The sequence below is a fragment of the Janthinobacterium sp. PAMC25594 genome (assembly GCF_019443505.1).
Classification (GTDB): domain Bacteria; phylum Pseudomonadota; class Gammaproteobacteria; order Burkholderiales; family Burkholderiaceae_D; genus Janthinobacterium.
On record NZ_CP080377.1, the window covers coordinates 2918290 to 2943868 of the forward strand.

At 60.6% G+C, this 25579-nt stretch carries 19 protein-coding genes, 2 tRNA genes, 3 rRNA genes and 1 riboswitch; of the genes, 15 read left to right on the top strand and 9 right to left on the bottom strand.

Annotated elements, in window-relative coordinates:
• Positions 1–1467: a xanthine dehydrogenase small subunit gene (gene xdhA / locus KY494_RS13090; RefSeq protein WP_219891221.1), complete on the bottom strand. Its 1467-nt coding sequence runs from the start codon at positions 1465–1467 to the stop codon at positions 1–3.
• Positions 1468–1576: 109 nt separating this feature from the next.
• Entirely contained in the window at positions 1577–2530 is a 954-nt protein-coding gene (puuE, locus tag KY494_RS13095; RefSeq protein WP_219891222.1) for an allantoinase PuuE, read from the bottom strand.
• Between the two features lie 121 nt (positions 2531–2651).
• Between puuE and uraH the strand changes: the two genes are divergently transcribed.
• Complete coding sequence (gene uraH / locus KY494_RS13100; protein ID WP_219132964.1) at positions 2652–3005, top strand: hydroxyisourate hydrolase; 354 nt, start codon at positions 2652–2654, stop codon at positions 3003–3005.
• Between the two features lie 185 nt (positions 3006–3190).
• Here uraH and rrf read toward each other — a convergent pair.
• The 5 genes from rrf to KY494_RS13125 all read right to left on the bottom strand — a co-directional run bounded on the left by rrf (position 3191) and on the right by KY494_RS13125 (position 8362).
• Positions 3191–3303 (bottom strand): 5S ribosomal RNA (gene rrf, locus KY494_RS13105).
• A gap of 138 nt (positions 3304–3441) precedes the next feature.
• Positions 3442–6317, bottom strand: a 23S ribosomal RNA gene (locus tag KY494_RS13110).
• 249 nt (positions 6318–6566) lie between these two features.
• Positions 6567–6642: transfer RNA gene (locus KY494_RS13115), tRNA-Ala, on the bottom strand.
• 11 nt (positions 6643–6653) lie between these two features.
• Positions 6654–6730 (bottom strand) — tRNA-Ile (locus KY494_RS13120).
• Between the two features lie 101 nt (positions 6731–6831).
• Positions 6832–8362, bottom strand: a 16S ribosomal RNA gene (locus KY494_RS13125).
• Together the 16S, 23S and 5S rRNA genes with 2 tRNA genes alongside form the textbook arrangement of a ribosomal RNA operon.
• A 462-nt stretch (positions 8363–8824) precedes the next feature.
• On the opposite strand from KY494_RS13125, the gene cobT reads away from it, so the two are divergent.
• The 13 genes from cobT (at position 8825) to KY494_RS13190 (ending at position 21676) form a co-directional block, all read left to right on the top strand.
• Positions 8825–9865, top strand: coding sequence for a nicotinate-nucleotide--dimethylbenzimidazole phosphoribosyltransferase (gene cobT, locus KY494_RS13130; RefSeq protein ID WP_219135137.1), 1041 nt, complete (start codon positions 8825–8827; stop codon positions 9863–9865).
• Between the two features lie 4 nt (positions 9866–9869).
• Positions 9870–10676, top strand: coding sequence for an adenosylcobinamide-GDP ribazoletransferase (locus tag KY494_RS13135; RefSeq protein WP_219891223.1), 807 nt, complete (start codon positions 9870–9872; stop codon positions 10674–10676).
• A 1-nt stretch (position 10677) separates the two neighbouring features.
• The gene (locus KY494_RS13140) at positions 10678–11232 is read left to right on the top strand and encodes a histidine phosphatase family protein (protein ID WP_219891224.1); all 555 of its coding nucleotides are present in this window, start codon (positions 10678–10680) and stop codon (positions 11230–11232) included.
• A 44-nt stretch (positions 11233–11276) separates the two neighbouring features.
• Positions 11277–11519: riboswitch (cobalamin riboswitch) on the top strand.
• A gap of 126 nt (positions 11520–11645) precedes the next feature.
• On the top strand, positions 11646–13514 hold the full coding sequence (locus tag KY494_RS13145) for a TonB-dependent receptor domain-containing protein (RefSeq protein WP_219891225.1): 1869 nt from the start codon (positions 11646–11648) through the stop codon (positions 13512–13514).
• 88 nt (positions 13515–13602) lie between these two features.
• A complete protein-coding gene (locus KY494_RS13150; RefSeq protein ID WP_219891226.1) occupies positions 13603–14628 on the top strand; it encodes an iron ABC transporter permease in 1026 nt (341 codons plus the stop codon).
• Positions 14629–14635: 7 nt separating this feature from the next.
• The gene (locus KY494_RS13155) at positions 14636–15409 is read left to right on the top strand and encodes an ABC transporter ATP-binding protein (RefSeq protein WP_219891227.1); all 774 of its coding nucleotides are present in this window, start codon (positions 14636–14638) and stop codon (positions 15407–15409) included.
• Entirely contained in the window at positions 15406–16032 is a 627-nt protein-coding gene (gene cobO / locus KY494_RS13160; RefSeq protein ID WP_219891228.1) for a cob(I)yrinic acid a,c-diamide adenosyltransferase, read from the top strand. The genes KY494_RS13155 and cobO overlap by 4 nt, the downstream gene beginning before the upstream one ends.
• A gap of 7 nt (positions 16033–16039) precedes the next feature.
• A complete protein-coding gene (cobU, locus tag KY494_RS13165; RefSeq protein WP_219891229.1) occupies positions 16040–16606 on the top strand; it encodes a bifunctional adenosylcobinamide kinase/adenosylcobinamide-phosphate guanylyltransferase in 567 nt (188 codons plus the stop codon).
• Positions 16600–17553, top strand: coding sequence for an adenosylcobinamide-phosphate synthase CbiB (cbiB, locus tag KY494_RS13170; RefSeq protein WP_219891230.1), 954 nt, complete (start codon positions 16600–16602; stop codon positions 17551–17553). Before cobU ends, cbiB begins: the two co-directional genes overlap by 7 nt.
• Positions 17546–18532, top strand: coding sequence for a threonine-phosphate decarboxylase CobD (gene cobD, locus KY494_RS13175; protein WP_219891231.1), 987 nt, complete (start codon positions 17546–17548; stop codon positions 18530–18532). The genes cbiB and cobD overlap by 8 nt, the downstream gene beginning before the upstream one ends.
• The gene (locus tag KY494_RS13180; protein WP_219891232.1) at positions 18529–19431 is read left to right on the top strand and encodes a cobalamin-binding protein; all 903 of its coding nucleotides are present in this window, start codon (positions 18529–18531) and stop codon (positions 19429–19431) included. Before cobD ends, KY494_RS13180 begins: the two co-directional genes overlap by 4 nt.
• Positions 19428–20225, top strand: a complete 798-nt coding sequence (locus KY494_RS13185) for an ABC transporter substrate-binding protein (protein WP_219891233.1) — start codon at positions 19428–19430, stop codon at positions 20223–20225. The genes KY494_RS13180 and KY494_RS13185 overlap by 4 nt, the downstream gene beginning before the upstream one ends.
• A complete protein-coding gene (locus KY494_RS13190; RefSeq protein ID WP_258194839.1) occupies positions 20222–21676 on the top strand; it encodes a cobyric acid synthase in 1455 nt (484 codons plus the stop codon). The genes KY494_RS13185 and KY494_RS13190 overlap by 4 nt, the downstream gene beginning before the upstream one ends.
• 3 nt (positions 21677–21679) lie before the next feature.
• On the opposite strand, the gene KY494_RS13195 is transcribed toward KY494_RS13190, so the two are convergent.
• Both KY494_RS13195 and KY494_RS13200 read right to left on the bottom strand, forming a co-directional pair.
• Positions 21680–22834, bottom strand: a complete 1155-nt coding sequence (locus tag KY494_RS13195) for a hypothetical protein (protein WP_219891234.1) — start codon at positions 22832–22834, stop codon at positions 21680–21682.
• Between the two features lie 114 nt (positions 22835–22948).
• The gene (locus KY494_RS13200) at positions 22949–23920 is read right to left on the bottom strand and encodes a helix-turn-helix transcriptional regulator (protein ID WP_219891235.1); all 972 of its coding nucleotides are present in this window, start codon (positions 23918–23920) and stop codon (positions 22949–22951) included.
• A gap of 170 nt (positions 23921–24090) precedes the next feature.
• Between KY494_RS13200 and KY494_RS13205 the strand changes: the two genes are divergently transcribed.
• Positions 24091–25563 (top strand): DHA2 family efflux MFS transporter permease subunit, encoded by a 1473-nt coding sequence (locus KY494_RS13205; protein WP_258194841.1) that lies wholly within the window; start codon positions 24091–24093, stop codon positions 25561–25563.
• The last annotated feature ends 16 nt before the right edge of the window (positions 25564–25579 follow it).

Below are 25579 nucleotides of genomic sequence, written 5' to 3' on the forward strand. Positions count from 1 at the left end.
TCAGGCGCGGCAAGCGTAGGCGTTGACGGCGGTGCGCAGCAAAGGCGCACCGGGGCGTGTTTCCAGCCAGAAGCGGCGCAGCAGGTTTTGCGCCGTCGTCATGCGATAGGTATTCGAGGCGCGCATGTCCGACAGCGGCGCGTAATCGTCGGCCAGCAAACGCATGGCAATGAGCAAATTGTCTTCCGTCCAGGCTTGTCCGCGCAGAAACGCTTCCGTTTGCGCGGCACGCTGCGGCGTGGCCGCCATGCCGCCAAAAGCGATGCGCGCATCGACGATGCGCTCGCCGTCGAGCTGGAAGGCAAATGCTGCGCACACGGCCGAGATATCCTGGTCGAAGCGCTTGGCCAGTTTATACGTGCGGAATTGCACGTCGGTACGGGACAAGGGCACGCGCACGGCTTCGACGAATTCGCCTGGCTGCAGATCTTTCTTTTGGTAACCGAGATAAAAATTTTCCAGCGGCATGATGCGCTGGCCGCCGGGCCCGCGCAGTACGATCTCGCTGCCCAGCGCAATCAGCCACGGCATCGAGTCGCCGATGGGCGAACCATTGGCGACATTGCCGCCCAAAGTGCCGGCGTTGCGAATCGGCAAGGAAGCAAAGCGCTGCCACAGTTCCGACAATTCTTGAGGATAGTGCTGGCACAGCGCCGCATACGCATCGTTGAGGCTGGCGCCGGCGCCAATCTGCAGCTTGCCGTCAACGATGGCGATGGTTTTCAGGGCGGCCACGTTGCCCAGATAAATGATGTCGCCCAGGTCGCGCAGTTGCTTGGTCACCCACAAGCCGATATCGGTGGAACCGGCCAGCAGGCACGCTCGCGGCTTTGCCGCGCGCAGCGCCACCAGTTCATCAATGGTGCGCGGCGCGTGGAAGTGCTGGCCGCCGTGTTCATAGGTGCTCAGGCTGCCGCGCTGCAGCGCCTGCAATTGCTGCACCAGGGCATCGCGATCGAACGTGACGTGCGGCAATTCGCCCATGCGCCTGGCCGCATCGATGATGGGCCGGTAGCCCGTGCAGCGGCACAGATTGCCCGACAGGGTATCGTCGATTTCGCAGCGCGTGGGCGTGGCGCCATTTTTCTCCAGATACATGCCCCACAGCGACATGACAAAACCGGGCGTGCAAAAACCGCACTGGGAACCGTGGCACTCGACCATCGCCTGCTGCACCGGATGCAAGGCGCCATCGGGCTGTTGCAAGTCTTCCACGGAAAACAGGGCCTTGCCATCGAGGGTAGGCGTGAGCTGGATGCAGGCGTTGACGGCCTTCATCTCGACCTGGCCGTCAACCAGGCTGCCGATGACGACCGTGCAGGCGCCACAATCGCCCTCGGCGCAGCCCTCCTTGGTACCAGTGCAATGCAAATCCTCGCGCAGGTGCTGCAACACAGTCTGCGTAGGGGCGGCATTGCGTACTTCCTGTACGGCACCACGGTAATAAAAGCGGATCGGTTCTGACATGCTGGCCTCGGTATAGTCCCAGTATAGGAGATTAACACCGGCATATGCGACAACTATATGCAAAGACTGATTTTACTTATCATCCAATATCAATACTTATAAGGCACTATCAGACAGTATAGGGATGCGTCGCATGCCAGTGTTCGGCAATATCAATGCGGCGCGTGATCCACACCTGCTCATGGCCCTGCACATAGTCGAGAAAGCGCGCCAGCGCCGCAGCCCGTCCCGGACGCCCCACTAGGCGGCAATGCAAGCCCACGGACAACATCTTCGGCTGGTTCAAGCCGTTCGGATCGCCTTCCGCATACAGCACATCGAAGGCATCCTTCAGATAATCGAAAAACTGCGTGCCGGAATTAAAGCCTTGCATGGCGGCAAAACGCATATCGTTCGTGTCCAGGGTGTAGGGCACGATCAGCTGTGGCTGCACGGCCGGCATGCCGGCGGCATCCGTGTACGCCACCTCGTCCCAGAATGGCAGGTCATCGCCATAATAGTCAGCGTCGTAGCGGAAACCGCCATGCTCGACCACCAGTTTGCGCGTATTCGGTGAATCGCGCCCCGTATACCAGCCTTGCGGGGCGGAACCCGTCAATTCGCGGATGATCTGCACCGCTTCGCGCATGTGTTCACGTTCCGTCGCTTCATCCATGTTTTGATAGGAAATCCAGCGCAAGCCATGACAGGCGATTTCATGCCCCAGTTGCTGGAAGGCGGCGAGCGCTTCCGGGTTGCGCTTCAGGGCCATCGATACGCCAAACACGGTCAATGGCAGGCGCCGCTCCTCGAACATGCGCAGCAAGCGCCACAGCCCGGCGCGTGAACCGTATTCATAAATCGACTCCATGCTCAGGTGGCGCGCAGGAAAAGCGGCCGCACCGATCATTTCCGATAAAAACGTTTCCGAGGCGGCATCGCCATGCAGCACGTTGTTTTCCGCCCCCTCCTCGTAATTGAGGACGAATTGCAGGGCGATGCGGGCCTTGCCCGGCCATTGCGGATGCGGTGGCGTGCGGCCATAGCCGATCAAGTCGCGTGGATAATGTTCGTAATTGTTCATGCGGAGGCGCGCCTATAGGAGGACAATGTTGGCTATATGCCCAATCATATAGTCAGGCGCAGTCACCGGTATATGATTTGCACGATAAGCACATTCACTCACCCTATATACAGGATAGCAAATGGGAAAACTCAGCACGCATGTACTCGATATCGCCCACGGCAGGCCGGGAGCCGGCGTCAAGGTGGCCCTCTTTTCAGTCACGTCGGAAGGCAAAGTGTTATTGAAGATGGATATGACCAATAGCGACGGTCGCTGCAGTTCACCCTTGCTGGAAGGCGACAGCATGAAGGCGGGCCAGTACGAACTGGTATTCAACGCCGGCGACTATTTCGCCGCCCAGGGCGTGGAACTGCCCTCGCCCCGCTTCATCGACCTGGTTACCCTGTCCTTTGGTATCGCGCATACGGATGAAAACTACCATGTACCGCTGGTGGTGTCGCCGTGGTCGTATTCCACTTATCGTGGTAGCTGATGCCACGACGCCAACAATGTTGTCGGATTACGCTGCGCTAATCCGACCTACCCGGCTGAACTTTACATGAGCGTAGGTCGGATCAGGCCGCAGGCCGTCATCCGACACCACCACCAGCGCACAACCACCAGACGAAAAAAAACCCGACCATTGCTGATCGGGTTTTTCTCTACTGCGTATAACAAGCCTGACGATAACCTACTTTCACACTGGTTGCAGCACTATCATCGGCGCAAAGTTGTTTCACGGTCCTGTTCGGGATGGGAAGGGGTGGGACCAACTTGCTATGGTCATCAGGCATAACTTGTACCGGCGTTTGTCCTCAGTGGAGCGACAAAGCCATGAATCTGGAAGAAGCAAAGATTGGGTAATGAATAGTAGTATCAACACACACGCAACGTTGTACCGTCTTATCCTCTGTACCTGCTAAGGTTATAGGGACAAGCCGTACGGGCAATTAGTACTGGTTAGCTTAATGCATTACTGCACTTCCACACCCAGCCTATCAACGTCCTGGTCTTGAACGACCCTTCAAAGAGCTCAAGGCTCTGGGAAATCTCATCTCAAGGCAAGTTTCCCGCTTAGATGCTTTCAGCGGTTATCTCTTCCGTATTTAGCTACCCGGCAATGCCACTGGCGTGACAACCGGTACACCAGAGATACGTCCACTCCGGTCCTCTCGTACTAGGAGCAGCCCCCTTCAAATTTCCAACGCCCACGGCAGATAGGGACCAAACTGTCTCACGACGTTTTAAACCCAGCTCACGTACCACTTTAAATGGCGAACAGCCATACCCTTGGGACCGGCTACAGCCCCAGGATGTGATGAGCCGACATCGAGGTGCCAAACTCCCCCGTCGATATGAACTCTTGGGAGGAATCAGCCTGTTATCCCCAGAGTACCTTTTATCCGTTGAGCGATGGCCCTTCCATACAGAACCACCGGATCACTATGTCCTACTTTCGTACCTGCTCGACTTGTCAGTCTCGCAGTTAAGCACGCTTATGCCATTGCACTATCAACACGATGTCCGACCGTATCTAGCGTACCTTCGAACTCCTCCGTTACACTTTAGGAGGAGACCGCCCCAGTCAAACTGCCTACCATGCACTGTCCCCGATCCGGATAACGGACCAAGGTTAGAACCTCAAACAAACCAGGGTGGTATTTCAAGGTTGGCTCCACGAGAACTAGCGTCCCCGCTTCAAAGCCTCCCACCTATCCTACACAGATTGGTTCAAAGTCCAATGCAAAGCTACAGTAAAGGTTCATGGGGTCTTTCCGTCTAGCCGCGGGTAGATTGCATCATCACAAACATTTCAACTTCGCTGAGTCTCGGGAGGAGACAGTGTGGCCATCGTTACGCCATTCGTGCAGGTCGGAACTTACCCGACAAGGAATTTCGCTACCTTAGGACCGTTATAGTTACGGCCGCCGTTTACTGGGACTTCAATCAAGAGCTTGCACCCCATCATTTAATCTTCCAGCACCGGGCAGGCGTCACACCCTATACGTCCACTTTCGTGTTTGCAGAGTGCTGTGTTTTTATTAAACAGTCGCAGCCACCAGTTTATTGCAACCCTTTCACCCTTCTGGAGTAAACCAGTCAAGCTACCGGGGCGTACCTTTTCCCGAAGTTACGGTACCAATTTGCCGAGTTCCTTCTCCCGAGTTCTCTCAAGCGCCTTAGAATACTCATCTCGCCCACCTGTGTCGGTTTGCGGTACGGTCTCGTATGACTGAAGCTTAGAGGCTTTTCTTGGAACCACTTCCGATTGCTTCATGAATAAATTCACTCGTCTCAACCCCTTGAATTCCGCACCCGGATTTGCCTAAGTGCCTTCTATGAGTCAAAAACCAACTATTCCAACAGTTGGACAACCTTCCGCGATCCGTCCCCCCATCGCATCATACGACGGTGCAGGAATATTAACCTGCTTCCCATCAGCTACGCATCTCTGCCTCGCCTTAGGGGCCGACTCACCCTGCTCCGATGAACGTTGAACAGGAAACCTTGGGCTTACGGCGTGGAGGCTTTTCACCCCCATTATCGCTACTCATGTCAGCATTCGCACTTCTGATACCTCCAGCATCCTTTACAAGACACCTTCGCAGGCTTACAGAACGCTCTCCTACCATATCCAATAAAGGATATCCGCAGCTTCGGTGACTGGCTTAGCCCCGTTACATCTTCCGCGCAGGACGACTCGATCAGTGAGCTATTACGCTTTCTTTAAATGATGGCTGCTTCTAAGCCAACATCCTGACTGTTTTAGCCTTCCCACTTCGTTTTCCACTTAGCCAATCTTTGGGACCTTAGCTGGCGGTCTGGGTTGTTTCCCTCTTGACGCCGGACGTTAGCACCCGACGTCTGTCTCCCAAGCTCGCACTCATCGGTATTCGGAGTTTGCAATGGTTTGGTAAGTCGCAATGACCCCCTAGCCATAACAGTGCTCTACCCCCGATGGTGATACTTGAGGCACTACCTAAATAGTTTTCGGAGAGAACCAGCTATTTCCAAGTTTGTTTAGCCTTTCACCCCTACCCACAGCTCATCCCCTAATTTTTCAACATTAGTGGGTTCGGACCTCCAGGGCGTGTTACCGCACCTTCATCCTGGCCATGAGTAGATCACTTGGTTTCGGGTCTACACCCAGCGACTGATCGCCCTATTCGGACTCGATTTCTCTACGGCTTCCCTATGCGGTTAACCTTGCCACTGAATGTAAGTCGCTGACCCATTATACAAAAGGTACGCAGTCACGGAACAAGTCCGCTCCTACTGTTTGTATGCACACGGTTTCAGGATCTATTTCACTCCCCTTCCGGGGTTCTTTTCGCCTTTCCCTCACGGTACTGGTTCACTATCGGTCGATTACGAGTATTTAGCCTTGGAGGATGGTCCCCCCATATTCAGACAGGATGTCACGTGTCCCGCCCTACTTGTCGTACGCTTAGTATCACCGGTCCAATTTCACATACGGGGCTATCACCCACTATGGCTCCCATTTCCAGGGGATTCTGTTATCGGTCCGACTATCACGTACAGGCTCTTCCCATTTCGCTCGCCGCTACTTTGGGAATCTCGGTTGATTTCTTTTCCTGCAGCTACTTAGATGTTTCAGTTCGCCGCGTTCGCCTTGCATACCTATGTATTCAGTATGCAATACCCTAAAAGGGTGGGTTGCCCCATTCGGAAATCTGCGGATCAAAGTGTGTTTGCTCACTCCCCGCAGCTTATCGCAAGCTACTACGTCCTTCATCGCCTGTAATCGCCAAGGCATCCACCATGTGCACTTATTCGCTTGTCCCTATAACGTTAGCCTCTCATCATTTGCATGATGAAAGAGCGTTACAGGAATAAGAAAGTACAACGTTGTTGCTTGTTTGTTGATACATACAATCATTACCCATCGATTCGCTTTTTACGGCAAACCAATCAATAAATAATCTTTACTTCTTCCAGATTGTTAAAGAACGAAACAGCTTTGATCGCTAAAAGATCAAACCTAAACCCAAGTCTTGTTGACTGGCTTACGTTTGCACTTTCGAGTAAAACGTGGTGGAGGATGACGGGATCGAACCGACGACCCCCTGCTTGCAAAGCAGGTGCTCTCCCAGCTGAGCTAATCCCCCTGGGTAATGACTGGTAGGGCTGGTTGGACTCGAACCAACGACCCCCGCGTTATCAACACGGTGCTCTAACCAGCTGAGCTACAGCCCCAACGCGGTGCTACTGACGACTACTGTTTCTTCTTAATTAAACAGCCGATAAGTGTGAACATTTGATGCGTGAATCAGTTACCTGATTCGTGCAAACTCTAGAAAGGAGGTGATCCAGCCGCACCTTCCGATACGGCTACCTTGTTACGACTTCACCCCAGTCACGAATCCTACCGTGGTAAGCGCCCTCCTTGCGGTTAAGCTACCTACTTCTGGTAAAACCCGCTCCCATGGTGTGACGGGCGGTGTGTACAAGACCCGGGAACGTATTCACCGCGACATGCTGATCCGCGATTACTAGCGATTCCAACTTCATGCAGTCGAGTTGCAGACTACAATCCGGACTACGATACACTTTCTGCGATTAGCTCCCCCTCGCGGGTTGGCGGCGCTCTGTATGTACCATTGTATGACGTGTGAAGCCCTACCCATAAGGGCCATGAGGACTTGACGTCATCCCCACCTTCCTCCGGTTTGTCACCGGCAGTCTCATTAGAGTGCCCTTTCGTAGCAACTAATGACAAGGGTTGCGCTCGTTGCGGGACTTAACCCAACATCTCACGACACGAGCTGACGACAGCCATGCAGCACCTGTGTACTGGCTCTCTTTCGAGCACTCCCTGATCTCTCAAGGATTCCAGCCATGTCAAGGGTAGGTAAGGTTTTTCGCGTTGCATCGAATTAATCCACATCATCCACCGCTTGTGCGGGTCCCCGTCAATTCCTTTGAGTTTTAATCTTGCGACCGTACTCCCCAGGCGGTCTACTTCACGCGTTAGCTGCGTTACCAAGTCAATTAAGACCCGACAACTAGTAGACATCGTTTAGGGCGTGGACTACCAGGGTATCTAATCCTGTTTGCTCCCCACGCTTTCGTGCATGAGCGTCAATCTTGACCCAGGGGGCTGCCTTCGCCATCGGTGTTCCTCCACATATCTACGCATTTCACTGCTACACGTGGAATTCTACCCCCCTCTGCCAGATTCTAGCCTTGCAGTCTCCAATGCAATTCCCAGGTTGAGCCCGGGGATTTCACATCAGACTTACAAAACCGCCTGCGCACGCTTTACGCCCAGTAATTCCGATTAACGCTTGCACCCTACGTATTACCGCGGCTGCTGGCACGTAGTTAGCCGGTGCTTATTCTTCAGGTACCGTCATTAGCAAAAGATATTAGCTTTCACCGTTTCTTCCCTGACAAAAGAGCTTTACAACCCGAAGGCCTTCTTCACTCACGCGGCATTGCTGGATCAGGCTTTCGCCCATTGTCCAAAATTCCCCACTGCTGCCTCCCGTAGGAGTCTGGACCGTGTCTCAGTTCCAGTGTGGCTGGTCGTCCTCTCAGACCAGCTACTGATCGATGCCTTGGTAGGCTTTTACCCTACCAACTAGCTAATCAGATATCGGCCGCTCCACGAGCATGAGGTCTTGCGATCCCCCACTTTCATCCTTAGATCGTATGCGGTATTAGCGTAACTTTCGCTACGTTATCCCCCACTCTAGGGTACGTTCCGATATATTACTCACCCGTTCGCCACTCGCCACCAGAGCAAGCTCCGTGCTGCCGTTCGACTTGCATGTGTAAGGCATGCCGCCAGCGTTCAATCTGAGCCAGGATCAAACTCTTCAGTTTAATCTCTGTTACTTTGCCATTTTACAGGCACCATCATTGCTGATGGGTCGCTCACTCAAAAAACTGACAGGCCACTACTTGCGTAGCGCCTATTTCATTATTTCTTGTGAACATTTGATATTTTAAGTTAGACGCCAATCCGAAGATTGACGCTGCACTTACATCAAATGCCCACACTTATCGACTGTTAATTGTTAAAGAACGGTATTCGGTACTGCTTTCGCACTATCGACAAAGCGTTGTGTTTGTCAGCTGCGAAGAAGGAAGAGTATGAAGCTTTTTCAGCATTTCGTCAACCTTCTTTTTTACCCGCTTCACTCGGCATTTGCATGCATCGTTCAGCGAGGGGGCGAATTATAGCCCCGCCTCGCACGCCCCGCAAGCGCTAATTTGCGGTTGGGCAAATATTGCTGTGTGATATCGTAGCGCTGGCAATACCCTGCCACATCCACCTTGACTCCCATGCCTATCCCACACATCAACCCCACCGCCAATCCCGCCCTCGCCAGCGCCCTCGAACACGCCATCAATAGCAAGACCAAGCCGCTGGGCAGCCTGGGGCTACTGGAAACCCTGGCCCGCCAGATCGGCCTGATCCAGCAAAGCACGCAACTGGCATTGCACCAGCCGGCCATCATCGTTTTTGCGGCCGACCATGGCGTCGTCGCCGAAGGCATTTCCGCCTATCCACAAAGCGTGACCTGGCAAATGGTGGAAAATTTTCTGGCCGACGGCGCCGCCATCAATGTCTTTGCCCGTCAGAACAATTGCGCCTTGTATATAGTAGATGCCGGCGTCAACCACGACTTCGGCCCGCGCGAAGGCTTGCTCGACCGCAAGCAAGGTCCGGGCACGCGCAACTTTGCCAACGAAGCCGCCATGAGCCAGGAACAGTGCATCGCCGCCATGCAAGCGGGGATGGATCTGGTCGCCACGCTCGATGGCAATGTGCTGGGCTTTGGCGAAATGGGTATCGGCAACACCACCGCCGCCGCCGCGCTGATGCACAAGCTGACGCAAACCCCGGTCGCCGATTGCGTGGGCGCCGGCACCGGCCTGTCCAAGGAAGGCATATTGCACAAGCAGCAGGTGATCGAAGCGGCCGTCGCGCATCATGCGGCACTCGATGAGCCACTCGACGTACTGGCCACCTTTGGCGGTTTCGAGATCGCCATGATGGCCGGCGCCATGCTGAAGGCGGCCGAACGGCGCATGATCTTGCTGATCGATGGCTTCATCGTCAGCAGCGCCTTGCTGGTGGCGGCCCGTTTGCAGCCCGCCATCCTCGATTACTGCGTGTTTTCGCACTGCTCCGATGAAAACGGCCACCGCCAGTTGCTGGCCAGCCTGGGCGCGCGCCCCCTGCTGCACCTCGATTTGCGCCTCGGCGAAGGCACGGGTTCGGCGCTGGCCTTGCCGCTGCTGCACGCGGCCGTCAACTTCATGCGCGAGATGGCGACCTTCGCCTCGGCCCAGGTCAGCGAAAAGTCCACGCCAGACTAAGACCATGAGCAACCCCGTTTCCGCCGCAGTCCATCAATGCCGCCTCTTCTTCATTGCGCTGCAGTTCTTCACGCGCCTGCCGATCCCGCGCTGGGTGGGGTTCGAGCCGGCCTGGCTGCAGCACGCGTCGCGCTACTTTCCGCTGGTCGGCGTGGTGGTGGCGGCCATTTCCGGCGCAGTGTATCTGCTGGCCAGCTGGCTCCTGCCTTCGGCGGTGGCCGTGCTGCTGGCCGTCGCCGCCGGCATTTATCTGACGGGCGCCTTCCACGAAGACGGCTTTGCCGACATGTGCGATGGCTTTGGCGGTGGACTGACGCGCGAGCGGGTGCTGGAAATCATGAAGGATTCGCGCATCGGCGCGTATGGCGCCATCGGCATCGTCTGCCTGCTGGCCATCAAATGCGCGGCGCTCGCATCGCTGCCGCCTGCCACGGTGGTGGCGACATTATTCATCGCCCATCCGCTCTCTCGCCTGGCCGCCGTCTCGCTGATCTGGGTCATGGACTATGCGCGCGACGAAGGCAAGGCCAAGCCGATGGCGCAGGAAATGACGACGGGAGAGTTCATCATCGCCGCCGTCTGCGCCCTGCTGCCCGCCATCGCCTGCGGCGTGCTGGGGATAGTTAACTGGGCCACGCTGGTCTTTGCCATCGTGGTGGCGGCAGCGGCCGCATTCTGGCTGGGCCGCAAATGCCAGCACCGCCTGCAAGGCTACACGGGCGACTGCCTGGGCGCCGTGCAACAGGTGGCGGAAGTGGCGGTCTATCTGGCCATCCTCTCCAGCTTCCAGCCCCCCATGCGCTTCTATTAACATGCGACTGATTTTAGTGCGCCACCCCGCGCCGCAGGTGACCAGCGGCACCTGCTATGGTCGCAGCGACGTGGCGGTGGCGCCGCACGAAATGGCCACGGTGCGCGCCAGCCTGCAAGCAACGCTGCCGGCCGGCGTGCCGCTGTATGCCAGCCCGTTGCGCCGCTGCGCCGGCCTGGCGACAGCATTGGCGCAAGACCTGCCTTCCAGCTGCTTGCACTTCGACGCGCGGCTGGCCGAGATGGATTTCGGCGCGTGGGAAATGCAGCCCTGGCACGCGATTGCACGCGCGGACATCGATGCCTGGGCCGCCGATCTGGCCTGGTACCGCCCCGGCGGCGGCGAGAATGTGCTGGCGATGGCCGCTCGCGTCGATGCGTTTTTAAGCGATCTGTTGCGTGAACAACACGAAACGGCAGTCATCATCTGCCACGCGGGCACCATCCGCCTGCTGTCGGCACTGCAAGCCCGGCTGCCATTGGAGGAAACCGCCCTGCTGGCCGCCCGTTCCGCCCATAAAATCGCCTACGGTGCGACGGTTGTCGTCGATTTCTGATATCGAATCGTCCAGCCAGGCATTTCAGTCCACGCCCACTGCACGTATAATGACCGGGTTTTGGTGCCCGCGTTCATGTCCATGAGCGCAGTTAAACGGGAAACACGATGCCGCTCCCGCGGCGAACGTGTGCTGCCCCCGCAACGGTAAGCAAGTGTCGCCCCTCCCGACAGGAAGCGGACGACAAGCTATCTCTGACAACCACTGTGCTTGCAATCATCGAGCATGGGAAGGTGGGATAGCGGTACTTGCCAGCCCGGATACCGGCCAGGACAGGTGGAAGTGTGCGAACGGGGATGTTCGCGATCCGAATGGCCCATGGCCATCTTCGATCGTCATCTTCAGTTCCCACTTCTGTTCAATCTGGCCTACGGGGACGTCGGCTGGTTGCATATTACTTACTGAAAATTATCATGACCCATGCTGTTTCCCGCCACGCGGCCCTCACGTCGCTCGCGCTAGCCATTGCCGCGCCTGCCGCTTTCGCCCAAGCCACGCCAGATACCTTCGATCCGATCGTCGTCACCGCCAGCCGCTACCCGCAACACCTGAGCGAAGTCTTGAGCGATACGCAGACCATCAGCTCGGAAGACATCGCGCGTTCTGGCGCAGGTACGCTGATCGATCTGCTGCAAAAGCAGCGCGGCATTGAAGTCAATCGCAGTGGCGGCCCAGGCACCAATTCGAGCGTCTTCATTCGCGGCGCGAACAGCAACCAGAATATCGTGCTGGTCGACGGCGTGCGCATCGGTTCCGCCACATCGGGCACTGCCAACTGGAGCGCCGTTCCTTTGTCCAGCATCGACCACGTTGAAATCGTCTACGGTCCACTGAGCACCATGTATGGTGCCGATGCCGTCGGCGGCGTGATCCAGATCTTCACGAAAAAAGGCGACGGCGCGGCGCGCTTTTCCGCCTTCGCTGGCTACGGCCGCTACAACACGCGCCAGGCGGAAGCCAGCGTTGCCGGCTCTACTGGTGGCAACAACAGCTTCAGCTACGCGCTGACTGCGGGCAAGGAAAAATCGGATGGCTTTTCCGCCTCCAAGCTGGGCGCCTCGACATACACCTACAATCCGGACAAAGACGGCTACGACAAGGAAAGCGTCAGCGGCCAGTTTGGCTATCAGATGGCCAAGGGCCATGACGTCGGCCTGGTTTTCCTGAACAGCAAACTTGATGCGCAGTACGATTCGGGCTTGAACTTCGACGCACGCAACTACAATAAGCTGGAAAACATCTCGGTCTTCACGAAGAACCAGTTCTTGCCGAACTGGACCAGCGAACTGCGCTACGCACAGGCAAAGGACAAACAAACCTCGGTTTCCGCAGTTGGCGCCTTCGGCAGAAGCCAGTTCGACACCAAGCAAAGTGACATCAGCTGGCAAAACGATATTCTCATTGGCCGTGACACCCTGCAACTGCTGGGTGAATATCGTGACGAAGACGTCGTGAGCTCCGCCAAAGGCCTGTCCGGCGGCCGCAATACCAAATCTTTCGCAGCATCGTACAACCTGGTGCGCGGCGCTCACCTGGCCAGCATCAGCGGCCGTCGCGACGACAGCTCGGCGTACGGTACCCACAACACGGGTAGCGTCGCCTATGGCTATCGTTTCAGCAATGCCTTGCGCGCCAGCGCCAGCTACGGCACCAGCTTCCGCGCGCCAACCTTCAATGATCTTTACTACCCTGACTCCGGCATCCCGACGAACAAGCCGGAAAAAGGCCGCAACGCCGAAGTTGGCCTGCATTACAACGACGGCCAATCGCAACTGAGCGCGACCTACTACCATAACAAGATTACTGACATGCTCACCTACGTGTCGGCTTGCCCGGTAATCGGCTGGAAACCAGGCTATGGCTGCAGCATGAATGTCGACAAAGCCCTGCTGGAAGGCGTGACGCTGGCCGGCGCGCGCAAATTCGGTGCCTTCAACGTCAGTGGCAATATCGACCTGCAAGATCCTCGCAATGAAACCACGGACAAGCAACTGGCACGCCGCGCGAAAAAGCATGCCAATTTCGCCGTCGATTACACGACCGGTCCTTTGACCGCCGGTACGGAGTGGCAGTTGTCAGGCAAGCGTTTTGAAGATGCCGCCAACAAAACCACACTCGGTGGCTATGGCTTGCTGAACCTGTACACCACCTACCAGTTCGCGCGTGACTGGTCGGTGCTGGCACGCTGGAACAACATCACCAACAAGGACTATGAACTGGGCCGTTTCTACGCAACGCCAGGTTCGAACCTCTTCGTTGGCGTACGCTACGGCATGAAATAAGCACGTAGTAATGATGTAAGCTGCGGGCGATGGCATGCCGCCGTCGCCCGCAGATGCAGTTCTGCAGTCCCCGTTTTTAAGGCAGTACATGCACCCATTTTTCCGCAACATGCGCCACCGCGCCACCGTGATCCTCACGGTGCTGATCGTGTGCGCAATTGCCAGCCTGATTTTCTCCGGCATGATCGGCTCGATCGCGATTCCGCTCGCCGACCTGCCTTCCGCCCTGTTCCATGTCGTGCAGGGCAAGACCGATACCCTCGCCGCCACCCTGCTCGACCTGCGCCTGGGCCGCGCGCTGACCGCCTTTGTCACCGGCGCGGCGCTGTCGCTGGCCGGCGTCATGATGCAGGCGCTGCTGCGCAACCCGTTGGCCGACCCGTACGTGTTGGGCATTTCCGCCGGCGCTTCCGTCGGCGCGCTGGCCGCCCTGCTGTTCATGTGCGCGCTGTGGGTGGTCGACGCGGCCGCCTTTGCCGGCGCCGTCGGCGTCTCCATGCTGCTGTATTTATTTGCCCGCCGCGACCTGCGCGGCGGCACGGCGGCCGAAGGCGGCGCCTCGCTCTTGCTGCTGACGGGCGTGATCCTGGCCTCGGCCTGCATGGCCATCGTCACGCTGATGCTCTCGATTGCCCCTGAAAGCCGCTTGCGCAGCATGGTGTTCTGGATGATCGGCGACCTGTCCGGCGCGCCCGCGCGGCTGATGCCGTGGCTGGTCCTGGCCGGTGCCCTGATCTTCGCCTTGCGCAGCGCGCGCTCGCTGAACGTCATGGCCCTGCACGCGGAAGCGGCCAGCACCCTGGGCGTGCGCGTGGGCGCGTTGCGCAAGGGTCTGTTCTTCTGTTCCGGCCTGCTCACGGCCAGCGCCGTCACCAGCGCCGGCAGCGTGGGTTTTGTCGGTCTGATCGTGCCGCATGCGCTGCGCTTTGCCTGCGGCCCCGATCATCGCCTGTTGATTCCCGCTGCCGCGCTGGCCGGCGGCACCTTTCTCGTACTGGCGGACACGTTGGCGCGCACCGTGCTCGCGCCCTTGCAACTGCCCGTCGGCGTCGTCACGGCCATGATAGGTGCGCCCGTCTTCCTGTACCAACTGCACCGATTGCGCAGGGGATGAAAAAAACATGATCCGCACCTACCAACTCGGCCTGAAGGCGGGCACGCGCTCCCTGCTGGAAAACCTCACCTGGCACATCAGGGATGGCGAATGCTGGAGCGTGATCGGCCGCAATGGCGCGGGCAAGAGCACCTTGCTGCGCGCGCTGGCCGGCTTGCGCGAACCGGATGCGGGCCACGTGACGATACAAGGCCGCGCCCTGGTCGACTGGCCGCTGGAGGAGCTGGCGCGTGAACGGGCCTTCCTAGCGCAAGCGCGCCACGATGCGTTCTCGTACCGCGTCATCGAAACCGTGCTGTCGGCGCGCCACCCGTATCACGACAACCATTACTGGGAAGGCAGCGACGACCAGCGTATCGCCCTGGCGGCGCTGGCATCGATGGAAGTGGAACACCTGGCCGAGCGCGACGTGCGCAGCCTGTCCGGGGGCGAACGCCAGCGCGTGGCCATCGCCGCCATGCTGGCGCAGAATACGCCCTTGCTGCTGCTGGACGAGCCGGCCAATGCGCTGGACCTGGCGCACCAGGTCAGCGTTATGGGCCTGCTGTCGAAGCTGTGCCGCGAACAGAATAAAACCGTGGTGATGGTGGGACATGACCTGAACCTGGCGCACAGCGTCTCGACGCATGCACTGCTGCTGATGGGCGACGGCGGCTGGCTGGCCGGCTCCGTGGCCGAGGTGATGCAGGCGTCCATCCTGAGCGACTACCTGGGCCACCCTATCGAGATCATCGATCACGGCAAACGCAAGATATTCATACCCAAAGAGGATCAACAATGAGCGATAACATCAACGCGGACACCGCCGCTATCAACGAACGCCACCGCGTGCGCATGGAGAGAAAAAAGGCCATCATCGACGCGGCCATCGCCAAGGCCGACAAGGAAATCGGCATCATCATCGTCAACACGGGCAACGGCAAGGGCAAGAGTTCGAGCGGCTTCGGCATGGCCATCCGTGCCATGGGTCACGGCATGAAGGTAGGCGTGGTGCAGTTCATCAAGGGCGCCATGTCGACCGGCGAAGAAAAATTCCTGCGCCGCTTCCCCGACGAAATCAGCTTCCATGCGATGGGCGAAGGCTATACCTGGGAAACGCAGAACCGCGAACGCGACATCGAAAAAGCCGAACTGGCATGGGAGCAGGCAAAGACCTTCCTGGCCGACCCCAGCTACGGCCTGGTGCTGTTCGATGAACTCAATATCGCCCTCAAATACAACTACCTCGACGTGCATAAAGTCATCGCCGACCTGCTGGAACGCCCGGCCATGCAGCACGTGGTCATCACGGGCCGTGGCGCACCGGACGAACTGATCGCGATCGCCGACACCGTCACCGAGATGGCCGTCGTCAAGCATGCGTATGCGGCCGGCATCGGCGCGCAACTCGGCACCGAGTGGTAACGGCGCCATGACGCGCACCCTGGTCTTCGGCGGCGCCCGTTCGGGCAAGAGCGCCTATGCGGAAAAGCTGGCCCGCGAGTCGGGCAAGGAAGTGATCTACATCGCCACCGCGCAGGCGGGCGATGACGAGATGGCCACGCGCGTCAGGCACCACCGTGCGCAACGCCCGGCCGAGTGGGAGACACTGGAAGAACCGCTGCGCCTGGGCGACGCCATCCTGCGGGAAGCACAGTCCGGCCGGCTGCTGCTGGTCGACTGCCTGACCTTGTGGCTGACGAATTTGATGTTTTTCAGCGGCGAAACCTATCCGGACGTGGGCGACATCGCCCTGCCCGAACTGTTCCACAGCGAGCGTGCGCACCTGCTGTACGCGCTGGCCGAACTTGGCGATACCGATTGCGACCTTGTGCTGGTATCAAACGAAGTGGGCATGGGCATCGTGCCGTATGGCGCCATCTCGCGCTGCTTCACCGATGAAGCGGGCCGCCTGAACCAGGCCGTGGCGGCCATCTGCGACAGGGCCGTGTTTGTCGCCGCCGGCCTGCCCCTGCACCTGAAAGGCGCCCCATGCTGAGCGGCTTGTCGCTGCCCATGCTGGCAGGCCTGATGACGGCCGGCGTGCTGCTCGATCTGTTCCTGGGCGAGACGCGCCGCTGGCATCCGCTGGTGGGCTTTGGCCGCCTCGCCAGCGCGCTCGAACGCCTGCTGAACCGGGGCCGTGGGCGTTTTCTGCGCGGCGCGCTGGCGTGGTCGCTGGCCGTGCTACCCCTCACCTGCCTCGCCGCGTGGCTGTGCGGCCTGGCCGGTGCGGCCCTGCACGTTTTTTTGCTGTATCTGTGCCTGGGCCTGCGCAGCCTGCGCGACCACAATCAACCTATCGCCGATGCCCTGGCCATCGATGACCTGGACAACGCGCGCCTGCTGACGGCGCGCATCGTCAGCCGCGACACGGCCAACGCCGATGCGGCCAGCCTGGCCAAGGCCAGCACGGAGTCCTTGCTGGAAAACGGCAACGATGCCGTCTTCGGTACCCTGTTCTGGTTTGCCGTGGCGGGCGGCCCCGGCGCCGTGCTATTCAGGCTGGCGAATACCCTCGACGCGATGTGGGGCTATCGCAACGAACGTTATGACTGGTTTGGCTGCTGCGCCGCGCGCATCGACGACCTATTGAATTACCTGCCGGCGCGCCTGACGGCCCTGTCGTATGTCGTCATGGGCAAGACCATGGCGGATAAAAAACGCTCCTGGCAATGCTGGCGCAGCCAGGCCCCCAGCTGGGGCAGTCCGAACGCGGGGCCCGTGATGGCCAGCGGCGCCGGCGCCCTCGGCCTGGCCCTCGGTGGCGACGCCATCTACGACGGCAAGCTGGAACGCCGCCCGCCGCTGGGCGCCGGCCGTCCCGCCGAAGCGCGCGACATCGACCGCGCCTGGCGCCTGGTGGCCGAAACGGCCGTACTGTGGCTGATCTGGGTGGCGCTGCTGGCCGGGCTGTATTACCTGCGGGGGAAATACCTTGCTTGAACATGGCGGCAACCTGCGCGACGCCGCGCGCGAATATGGACGGCCACTGGCCGACTGGATCGACCTGTCGACCGGCATCAATCCGCACGGTTATCCCGTGCCCGCCAGCAGCGCCAGCGCCTGGCACCGTCTGCCGGAAAGCGACCCGGCGCTGGCCGCCGCCGCCTGTGCCTACTATCACGCGCCAGCCATGCTGCCGGTGGCCGGCACGCAGGCGGCCATCCAGGCCTTGCCCCGGCTGCGCGCGCCGTCCTGCGTGGTGGTCGCAGCGCCCTCGTACGCGGAGCACGCGCACCACTGGGGCCAGCACGGCCACAGCTTGCGGCATGTACCGTATGCGCAGCTGGCCAATGCGGTGGACAGCTGCGACGTGATGGTTGTCTGCAACCCGAACAACCCCACCGGCGCGCACATCGCGCCCGAGGTGCTGCTGGACTGGGCAAACAGGCTGGCCCAGCGCGGCGGCTGGCTGGTGGTCGATGAAGCGTTTGGCGACACGCAGGCGCATGCCGGCCTGGGACAGCATGCGGGCCAGCCGGGGCTCATCGTGCTGCGCTCGGTCGGCAAATTCTTCGGCCTGGCGGGACTGCGCCTGGGCTTTGTCGCCGCCCATCCCGCGCTGCTCGGCAAGCTGGCCGACATGCTGGGGCCATGGACCGTCAGCGGCCCGGCGCAGCAAGTGGCCCTGGCCGCGCTGACCGACGCGCGCTGGCAGGCTGCGATGCGCCTGCGCCTGCGCGATGAAGGCGAACGCCTGCGCCAGCTGCTCGCCAGCCACGGCATCGCCAGCGGCGGTTGCGCGCTGTTTCAATGGTGGCCGGAAGAAGACGCCGAAGCCTTCTGGCGCCACATGGCGCAGCAGGGCATCTGGGTGCGCCTGTTCCGCCACGCCGCCTACGGCATCCGCCTGGGCCTGCCGCCGAACGAAGACGCCTGGCTCCAGCTGGAACAGGCACTCACCACATGGAAGAAGCTATGAACCACTTGAAAACAGCACTGCTGCTGGCGGGGCTGATCTCGACCCAGGCGCACGCCGCCATCACCGTGCGCGATGACGATGGCAATGCCGTCACCGTGGCAAAACCGGCGCAGCGCATCCTGGCGCTGGCGCCGCACGTCACGGAGCTGCTGTTCGCAGCCGGTGGCGGCGACAGGATTGCCGGTGTCGTCAGCTACAGCGACTATCCGGAAGCGGCAAAGAAGATCACGCAAGTGGGCGACAACCGCCAGTACGACATGGAACGCATCATCGCCCTGAAACCGGACCTGATCGTCGTGTGGATGCATGGCAGCGCCGAGCGCCAGATCGCCATGCTGCGCCAGCTGAAGGTGCCGATTTATCACAGCGAACCGCGCAAGCTGGCCGACATCCCGGACAGCATGGAACGCCTGGGCCAGCTGATGGGCACGGAAAAAACCGCCAAGCCGGCCGCCGCGCAACTGCGCGCCAAACTGGCCAGCCTGACGACCCGGTATGCGCAGCGCCCGCCCGTGCGCGTGTTTTACCAGGTATGGGACAAGCCCCTGTACACCTTGAGCGGCGCGAGCATCATCAGCGACTCCATGCGCGTGTGCGGCGCACAAAATATCTTTTCCGCGATGAAGGTGGTGGCGCCTGTCGTCACACCGGAAGGCGTGCTGCAGGAAGACCCGGAAGTCATTTTCGGCACCAGCGAAAAGAGCGACCCGCGCAGCGAAGGCGGCCTGGCCATGTGGAGCGCCTTCCCGTCGATGACGGCCGTGCGCAGGAATAATCTGTTCCGCCTGAATGGCGACCTGCTGAACCGCGCCGGCCCGCGCATGATCGAAGGCACGGCCGCCATGTGCGAACAGCTGGAACTTGCACGCCAGCGCCGCACCAGCAAGGTTGCTCAATGAGTCACTACCAGCGCATCGCCTGCCTGTCGACGGAAGCCGTGGAAACGCTGTATGCGCTGGGCGCCGAGGACGTCATCGCGGGCATTTCCGGCTTTACCGTGCGCCCGCCACGGGCGCGCGAGGAAAAGACCAAGATCAGCGGCTTTTCGTCCACGAATCTGGAACGCATCCTGGCAGTGAAACCGGATCTCGTGATCGGCTTTTGCGACATGCAGGCGGACATTTGCCGCGACCTGGTCAAGGCTGGCGTCGAAGTGCACCAGTTCAACCAGCGCACGGTGGACGGCATCCTGCGCATGATCGCCGTACTGGCCGCGCTGGTGCGGCGCGAGGACGCCGGCCGTGAACTGATCGCCAGCCTGCACGCGGACATCGCCGCCGCCCGGGCCCGCGCCGCCGCCTGGACGCGCAAGCCCGTGATGTACTTTGAAGAGTGGAATGAGCCCCTGATGAGCGGCATCGGCTGGGCGGCGGAATTGATCGAGATCGCCGGCGGCACGGACGCCTTCCCGGAATTGTCCGCGCACCCGGGCGCGAAGGAGCGCATCATCGCCGACCCGCAGGAGGTGCTGCGGCGCGCGCCCGACATCATCCTCGCCAGCTGGTGCGGCAAGAAGTTCCAGCCCGCGCAACTGGCGGCACGCCCGGGATGGGAGGCGATTCCCGCCGTGAAAAACCAGATGCTGTTCGAGATCAAGTCGCCCGATATCCTCTCGCCCGGTCCGGCCGCCATCACAGAGGGGTTACGCCAGATCAGCGACATCATCGCGCAATGGCAGGAGCGCCAGCCATGAACACCTCCTTCCCCGTCCTGATGGTGCAAGGCACGACGTCCGATGCGGGCAAGAGCACCGTCGTCGCGGCCCTGTGCCGATTGCTGATGCGCCGCGGCGTGACGGTTGCGCCGTTCAAGCCGCAAAACATGGCCTTGAATAGCGCCGTGACGGCGGACGGCGGAGAAATCGGCCGCGCGCAAGCCTTGCAGGCACTGGCCTGCGGCATCGCGCCGCACACCGACATGAACCCGGTACTCTTGAAACCGTCGTCGAACACGGGCGCGCAGGTGATCATCCATGGCAAGGTGCGCGCCGAGATGGATGCGCGCGACTACCAGCAATATAAAACCATCGCCATGGGCGCCGTGCTGGAGTCGTTCGCGCGCCTGCGCCAGCAGTACGACGCCGTCATCGTCGAGGGCGCCGGCAGCCCCGCCGAAGTCAACCTGCGCGCGCGCGACATCGCCAACATGGGCTTTGCGGAAGCCGTCGACTGTCCCGTGATCCTGGTGGCCGACATCGACCGTGGCGGCGTCTTCGCGCACATCATCGGCACCCTGGCGTGTTTGTCCGACAGCGAGCGCGCGCGCATTGTCGGCTTTGTCATCAACCGCTTCCGCGGCGACATCTCGCTGCTGCAACCCGGCATCGACTGGCTGGAGCAGCAAACTGGCAAGCCCGTGCTGGCCGTGCTGCCCTATCTGCAAGGCCTGTTCCTCGACGCGGAAGACGCCGTCGAAGCGACGCAGGCCGAACGGGGCGCCTTCAAGGTGCTGGTGCCGCAACTGCCGCGCATCAGCAACCACACGGATGTCGATGCGCTGCGCGCCCATCCCGGCATCGACCTGCAATTCATCCAACAAGGACAGCCGATTCCGCCGGCCGACCTGGTGATCCTGCCCGGCAGCAAGAACACGCGCGGCGACCTGGCCTGGCTGCGGCAGCAGGGCTGGCCCGCCTATCTGGCGAAGCACCTGCGCTACGGCGGCAAGGTGATCGGCATTTGCGGCGGCTTCCAGATGCTGGGGCGGAGCGTGCGCGACCCGCTGGGCGTGGAAGGCGCGGCGGGAGAGTCAACGGCACTGGGGCTGCTCGACATGGTGACTGAATTGACGGCGGAAAAACGCCTGCAGCAGGTGGCAGGGCACTGCGCGTTTGACGGCGCGGCCGACGCGCGCGTGGCAGGCTATGAAATCCACATGGGCGTCTCGCAGGGCGCCGCCCTGCGGCAGCCGGCGTTCATGATCGATGGACGGCCCGAGGGGGCCGTATCGGGCGACGGGCAAATCCTCGGCAGCTATTTGCACGGCATGTTCGACACGCCCGCCGCGTGTTCGGCGCTGCTGCGCTGGGCCGGGCTGGACTCTGGCCACACGGTGGACACCGCCGCCCTGCGCGAGGCCAGCCTGGAGCGCATCGCCGACGCGGCCATCCCGCTGCTGGCCGCCCTGGATCACCTCAAACGCTAGCTGCTATTTTTTTACGCACATGCCCATGTACGAACGGTCGGTCGAAAACTCGACCGCCATGCTCGACGACACGGGCATGAACATCGAATAATCGGCCGGCACGTCGGCCGGATCCTTGAACACGGCGATGCCATCGAAATCGACGGCTTGCGCGCCCAGGCCCAGCTTGTTGATGGTGATGGTTTCGGCGTGCGTCTTGCCAGCGGTGTTGTTGGTGATGGTGGCGGTGCTGCCGGCAACGACGATGTTCGCGCTGATGCCCGACGCCGCGCAGGCGTAACTGCCGGCGATTTCGGTGCCGATCTTTTGCTGTTTGGCCGCCACGATGGTGCCCACGCGCAACACGTTCTGCTGGTTGCGGCTGTAGCGGTCGATGAACAGCGCCAGCCCCCGGTCCCCCGCATGCACGTGCACGATGCCGAAGTCCTGGCCACCCTGGCGAGCGACGAGCAAGCCGGTCTTCGCATCCTTGACCAGGGTCAGGCTGGCGTTTTCCGCTTCCAGCTGCGGCGATACCGCGGAGCACACGCCTTGCGCGTTGAACACGCCGCCATTGCACAATTGGGCCGCTCCGTCGGCTGCGATCTTGAGACTGCCTTTCGGATTGAAGCGGTCAGCGCCGTTCGAGGCATTGCGCATGGCACCCAGGAAAATATAGTTGCCGGCCAGCTTGGCCACGTCACCCACCGCATAGCCGCTGCCGCTGACGGTCGAGACCATGTTACCCAATTTGATATTGCCCGACAGCAGACGCGTGCGCGCATCGACGGTAACGCTGAAATCCGTTGCCGTGTAGGTGGTCAGATTACCGGTGGTGACAGCGCTGAACGTGCCGCTGCGGTCGCTCAAGCCGAACTGCGTCGACAAGACACGGATGGCATAGGTTTTCTTGACGCTGTCAAACGTGATGCGCCAGGTGTCGCCGATATCGGCGGCCACGTCATACACGCTTTCGTCAGCGCTGGCACCGGCAATGACATTCAGGCCAGCCTCTTTCGCCACGGCTTCCGATGCCACCGTCACGCTGTCGGCGGGGACGACGGGAGGCGTCACCACGACGGGTGGCTTGGCGGGTACTTCCGGCGTGCCGCCATCGCTGCCGCCACCGCATGCGGACAGGGCCGCGCCCAACAAAACGATCGAAATTGCATTCTTCATCAGTGACTTTCCAGGATTCCAGGACAAATTGCGAGCAACAGGACCCGCAACGACAGCCCTCATGCTAGATCCGAACGGAAGTTATTGCTATAGGACAATTGTTCTATGGACTTTCTACGGCAGCATCTCGGTCAGCACGGCCAGCGCCGCCGCCAAGGCCGTCTTGTTGCCCACATCGAGCTTGGCATACACGCTGTGCAACTGATTCCTGACCGTGGCAGGCGATACGCCTTGCCGCCTGGCAATGTCCTTGTAGCTGAGGCCACTGGCCGCCAGGCGCGCCACCGCCCCTTCGACGCCGGTCAGCGGCCGCCCCGCCGGACGCCGCGACAACTGGACATACAGGTAGCCGCCCAACTCCGTCACGCGCGCCACCAGGGTTTTCCCCGTGTACAGGCCCTGACCTGGGCGCCGCAGTTCTGCAACAAAGTGCGCTGGCAGCATGGGCGGCTCCCACTCGGGCCACTCGCGCTGCAACATGTCGGCGGCAATCGGTTCCACATATTGCAGGCAGCCGTTCAGGCTGGCCAGCAGGCGCACACTGCCGGGTGGCGGATCCACGTCCGGTGCACGGAACAAACGGCTGTTGATCGCCTGCGCCTGGGTCAGGTGCGGCAACAGCAGGTTACCCAGCTCAGTCTCGGCAGCGGAATAGGCACGTTCCGGCCCCGCCCGCCACAAGGCAATCAGGTCCAGGTTGGCGTGGTGGGTGGCCGGTGAAATCAGCACCATGCTGTGGGCAATCGCGTATTTCTTGCAGTAGGCATGCAAGTCCAGGTAGCGCTGATCGATGTCGACCGATTCCATCGTCACACAGCGGCCGCGTGAACGGCAGGCATCGGCCAGAATGGTATCGGGGCTGACGAGCGCCTTGCGATCGGCCAGTTTCTCGATCGGTTGCTGATACATATGCAGGCTGTGCAGCGAAATCGCCATATCAGGGGAAAAAGAGGCGGCGATGATGGCGGCGGAATCGAAGGGCAGCGTCTGTCTCAGCATATCGAGCGCCTGTCCCTGGAACTCGCCCGTCGTGCATTCCTGGGCACTGCCATACAAATTCAGGATCAGGTGATTCAACTCTCTCATGATGCAATGAATCCACTTTCATCCGGCAATGGCGGCATTGTGCTGCGCGGCATAAGCCATGTCAACATGGCAAGCATGGCAGGCCGAGGGGCACGGGCGGCACGCCTGCGCCATTTATGTGACAATTCATCGTACTGTCGGCTCCGTTCTTCCTCCTCAGGCTCACATCCATGACCAGTTCCCCGATTAAAAGCTACCTTCCCTGGGTGGTCGCCACTGCCCTGTTCATGGAGCAACTCGACTCCACCATCGTCAACACCGCCATCCCCGCCATGGCCGCCAGCCTGCAGGTGACGCCGCTGAGCCTGAAGGCCGTCGTCACCAGCTACATCCTGAGCCTGGCCGTGTGCATTCCCATCAGCGGCTGGATGGCCGACCGCTTCGGCACGCGGCGCGTGTTTTCCGCCGCCGTTGCCATCTTCACCCTCGCCTCCATCCTGTGCGGCCTGTCCGTGAATGCGCCCATGCTGGTGGCCGCGCGCCTGCTGCAAGGGGTGGGCGCGGCCATGATGATGCCGGTGGGCAGGCTCACCATCATCCGCACCTTTCCCAAGTCGCAATTGCTGGCGGCCATGAACTTCGTCATCATCCCCGCCCTGATCGGCCCCCTGCTGGGGCCTACCGTGGGCGGGCTGATCGTGCACTGGCTGTCGTGGCGCGAGATTTTCTTCGTCAACGTGCCCGTCGGTCTGGCGGCGCTGTATCTGGCGCACCGCTACATGCCCGACTACTATGGCGACAAGCCCCGTCCGCTGGACCTGATCGGCCTGGTGCTGTTCGGCACGGGCATCGCGCTGCTGTCGTGGCTGCTGGAAATTTTCGGCGAACATCGCATCGATGCCACCTCGTTTGCGGTGCTGCTGCTCATTTCCGTCAGCCTGCTGGCCGCGTATGCCTGGCATTCGAGCGAAGTGCTGCACCCGCTGCTGCGCCTGACCCTGTTCAAGATCCGCACCTTCCGCGTCTCCGTGGTGGGCGGCTTTGTCACGCGCCTGGGCGTGGGCGGCCTGCCCTTCCTGTTGCCGCTGCTGTACCAGCTGGGCCTGGGCTTGCCCGCCTGGCAATCGGGCTTGCTGATGATGCCGTCGGCGGCGGCGGCCATGGGCATGAAATTCATTTCCGCGCGCGTGCTGGCCCGCTTCGGCTACCGCCAGGTGCTGATCGTCAATACCGTGCTGATCGGCATCACCATCGCCATGTTTTCGCAGGTGGGCGCGGGCACGCCCCTGTACGTGATCGTCGGCATCAGCCTGTGCATGGGCTTTTTCAATTCACTGCAATTTTCCAGCATGAACACCATCGCGTATGCCGATGTCGACAAGAGCGACTCCAGCATGGCCAGCACCATCGCCAGCTCGATGCAGCAACTGTCGATGAGCTTTGGCCTCGCCTTCGGTTCGCTGATCACGGGCTGGTACCTGGGCGACATGCCGCAGTCGGACCGTGCCATGCTCAGCACCGCCCTGCACCACACCTTCCTGACCCTGGCCGCCCTGACGGTGCTGTCCTCGCTGACCTTCTGGACCTTGCGCCGCGACGATGGCGAAAGCATCAGCAAGGGCACGGACAGCGACGAGGAAGAGGCGGCCGACGTGAAGGCCCAGGCCCTGGTACAGACGGAAGTACAAACCACAAAAGGCTGAGCCACCTCAAGCTTGC

Bases quoted from the DNA above. Each gene is read 5' to 3' on its own strand.
- xdhA (WP_219891221.1), bottom strand. From the start codon at position 1,467: ATGTCAGAACCGATCCGCTTTTATTACCGTGGTGCCGTACAGGAAGTA.
- puuE (WP_219891222.1), bottom strand. From the start codon at position 2,530: ATGAACAATTACGAACATTATCCACGCGACTTGATCGGCTATGGCCGC.
- uraH (WP_219132964.1), top strand. From the start codon at position 2,652: ATGGGAAAACTCAGCACGCATGTACTCGATATCGCCCACGGCAGGCCG.
- cobT (WP_219135137.1), top strand. From the start codon at position 8,825: ATGCCTATCCCACACATCAACCCCACCGCCAATCCCGCCCTCGCCAGC.
- KY494_RS13135 (WP_219891223.1), top strand. From the start codon at position 9,870: ATGAGCAACCCCGTTTCCGCCGCAGTCCATCAATGCCGCCTCTTCTTC.
- KY494_RS13140 (WP_219891224.1), top strand. From the start codon at position 10,678: ATGCGACTGATTTTAGTGCGCCACCCCGCGCCGCAGGTGACCAGCGGC.
- KY494_RS13145 (WP_219891225.1), top strand. From the start codon at position 11,646: ATGACCCATGCTGTTTCCCGCCACGCGGCCCTCACGTCGCTCGCGCTA.
- KY494_RS13150 (WP_219891226.1), top strand. From the start codon at position 13,603: ATGCACCCATTTTTCCGCAACATGCGCCACCGCGCCACCGTGATCCTC.
- KY494_RS13155 (WP_219891227.1), top strand. From the start codon at position 14,636: ATGATCCGCACCTACCAACTCGGCCTGAAGGCGGGCACGCGCTCCCTG.
- cobO (WP_219891228.1), top strand. From the start codon at position 15,406: ATGAGCGATAACATCAACGCGGACACCGCCGCTATCAACGAACGCCAC.
- cobU (WP_219891229.1), top strand. From the start codon at position 16,040: ATGACGCGCACCCTGGTCTTCGGCGGCGCCCGTTCGGGCAAGAGCGCC.
- cbiB (WP_219891230.1), top strand. From the start codon at position 16,600: ATGCTGAGCGGCTTGTCGCTGCCCATGCTGGCAGGCCTGATGACGGCC.
- KY494_RS13180 (WP_219891232.1), top strand. From the start codon at position 18,529: ATGAACCACTTGAAAACAGCACTGCTGCTGGCGGGGCTGATCTCGACC.
- KY494_RS13185 (WP_219891233.1), top strand. From the start codon at position 19,428: ATGAGTCACTACCAGCGCATCGCCTGCCTGTCGACGGAAGCCGTGGAA.
- KY494_RS13190 (WP_258194839.1), top strand. From the start codon at position 20,222: ATGAACACCTCCTTCCCCGTCCTGATGGTGCAAGGCACGACGTCCGAT.
- KY494_RS13195 (WP_219891234.1), bottom strand. From the start codon at position 22,834: ATGAAGAATGCAATTTCGATCGTTTTGTTGGGCGCGGCCCTGTCCGCA.
- KY494_RS13200 (WP_219891235.1), bottom strand. From the start codon at position 23,920: ATGAGAGAGTTGAATCACCTGATCCTGAATTTGTATGGCAGTGCCCAG.
- KY494_RS13205 (WP_258194841.1), top strand. From the start codon at position 24,091: ATGACCAGTTCCCCGATTAAAAGCTACCTTCCCTGGGTGGTCGCCACT.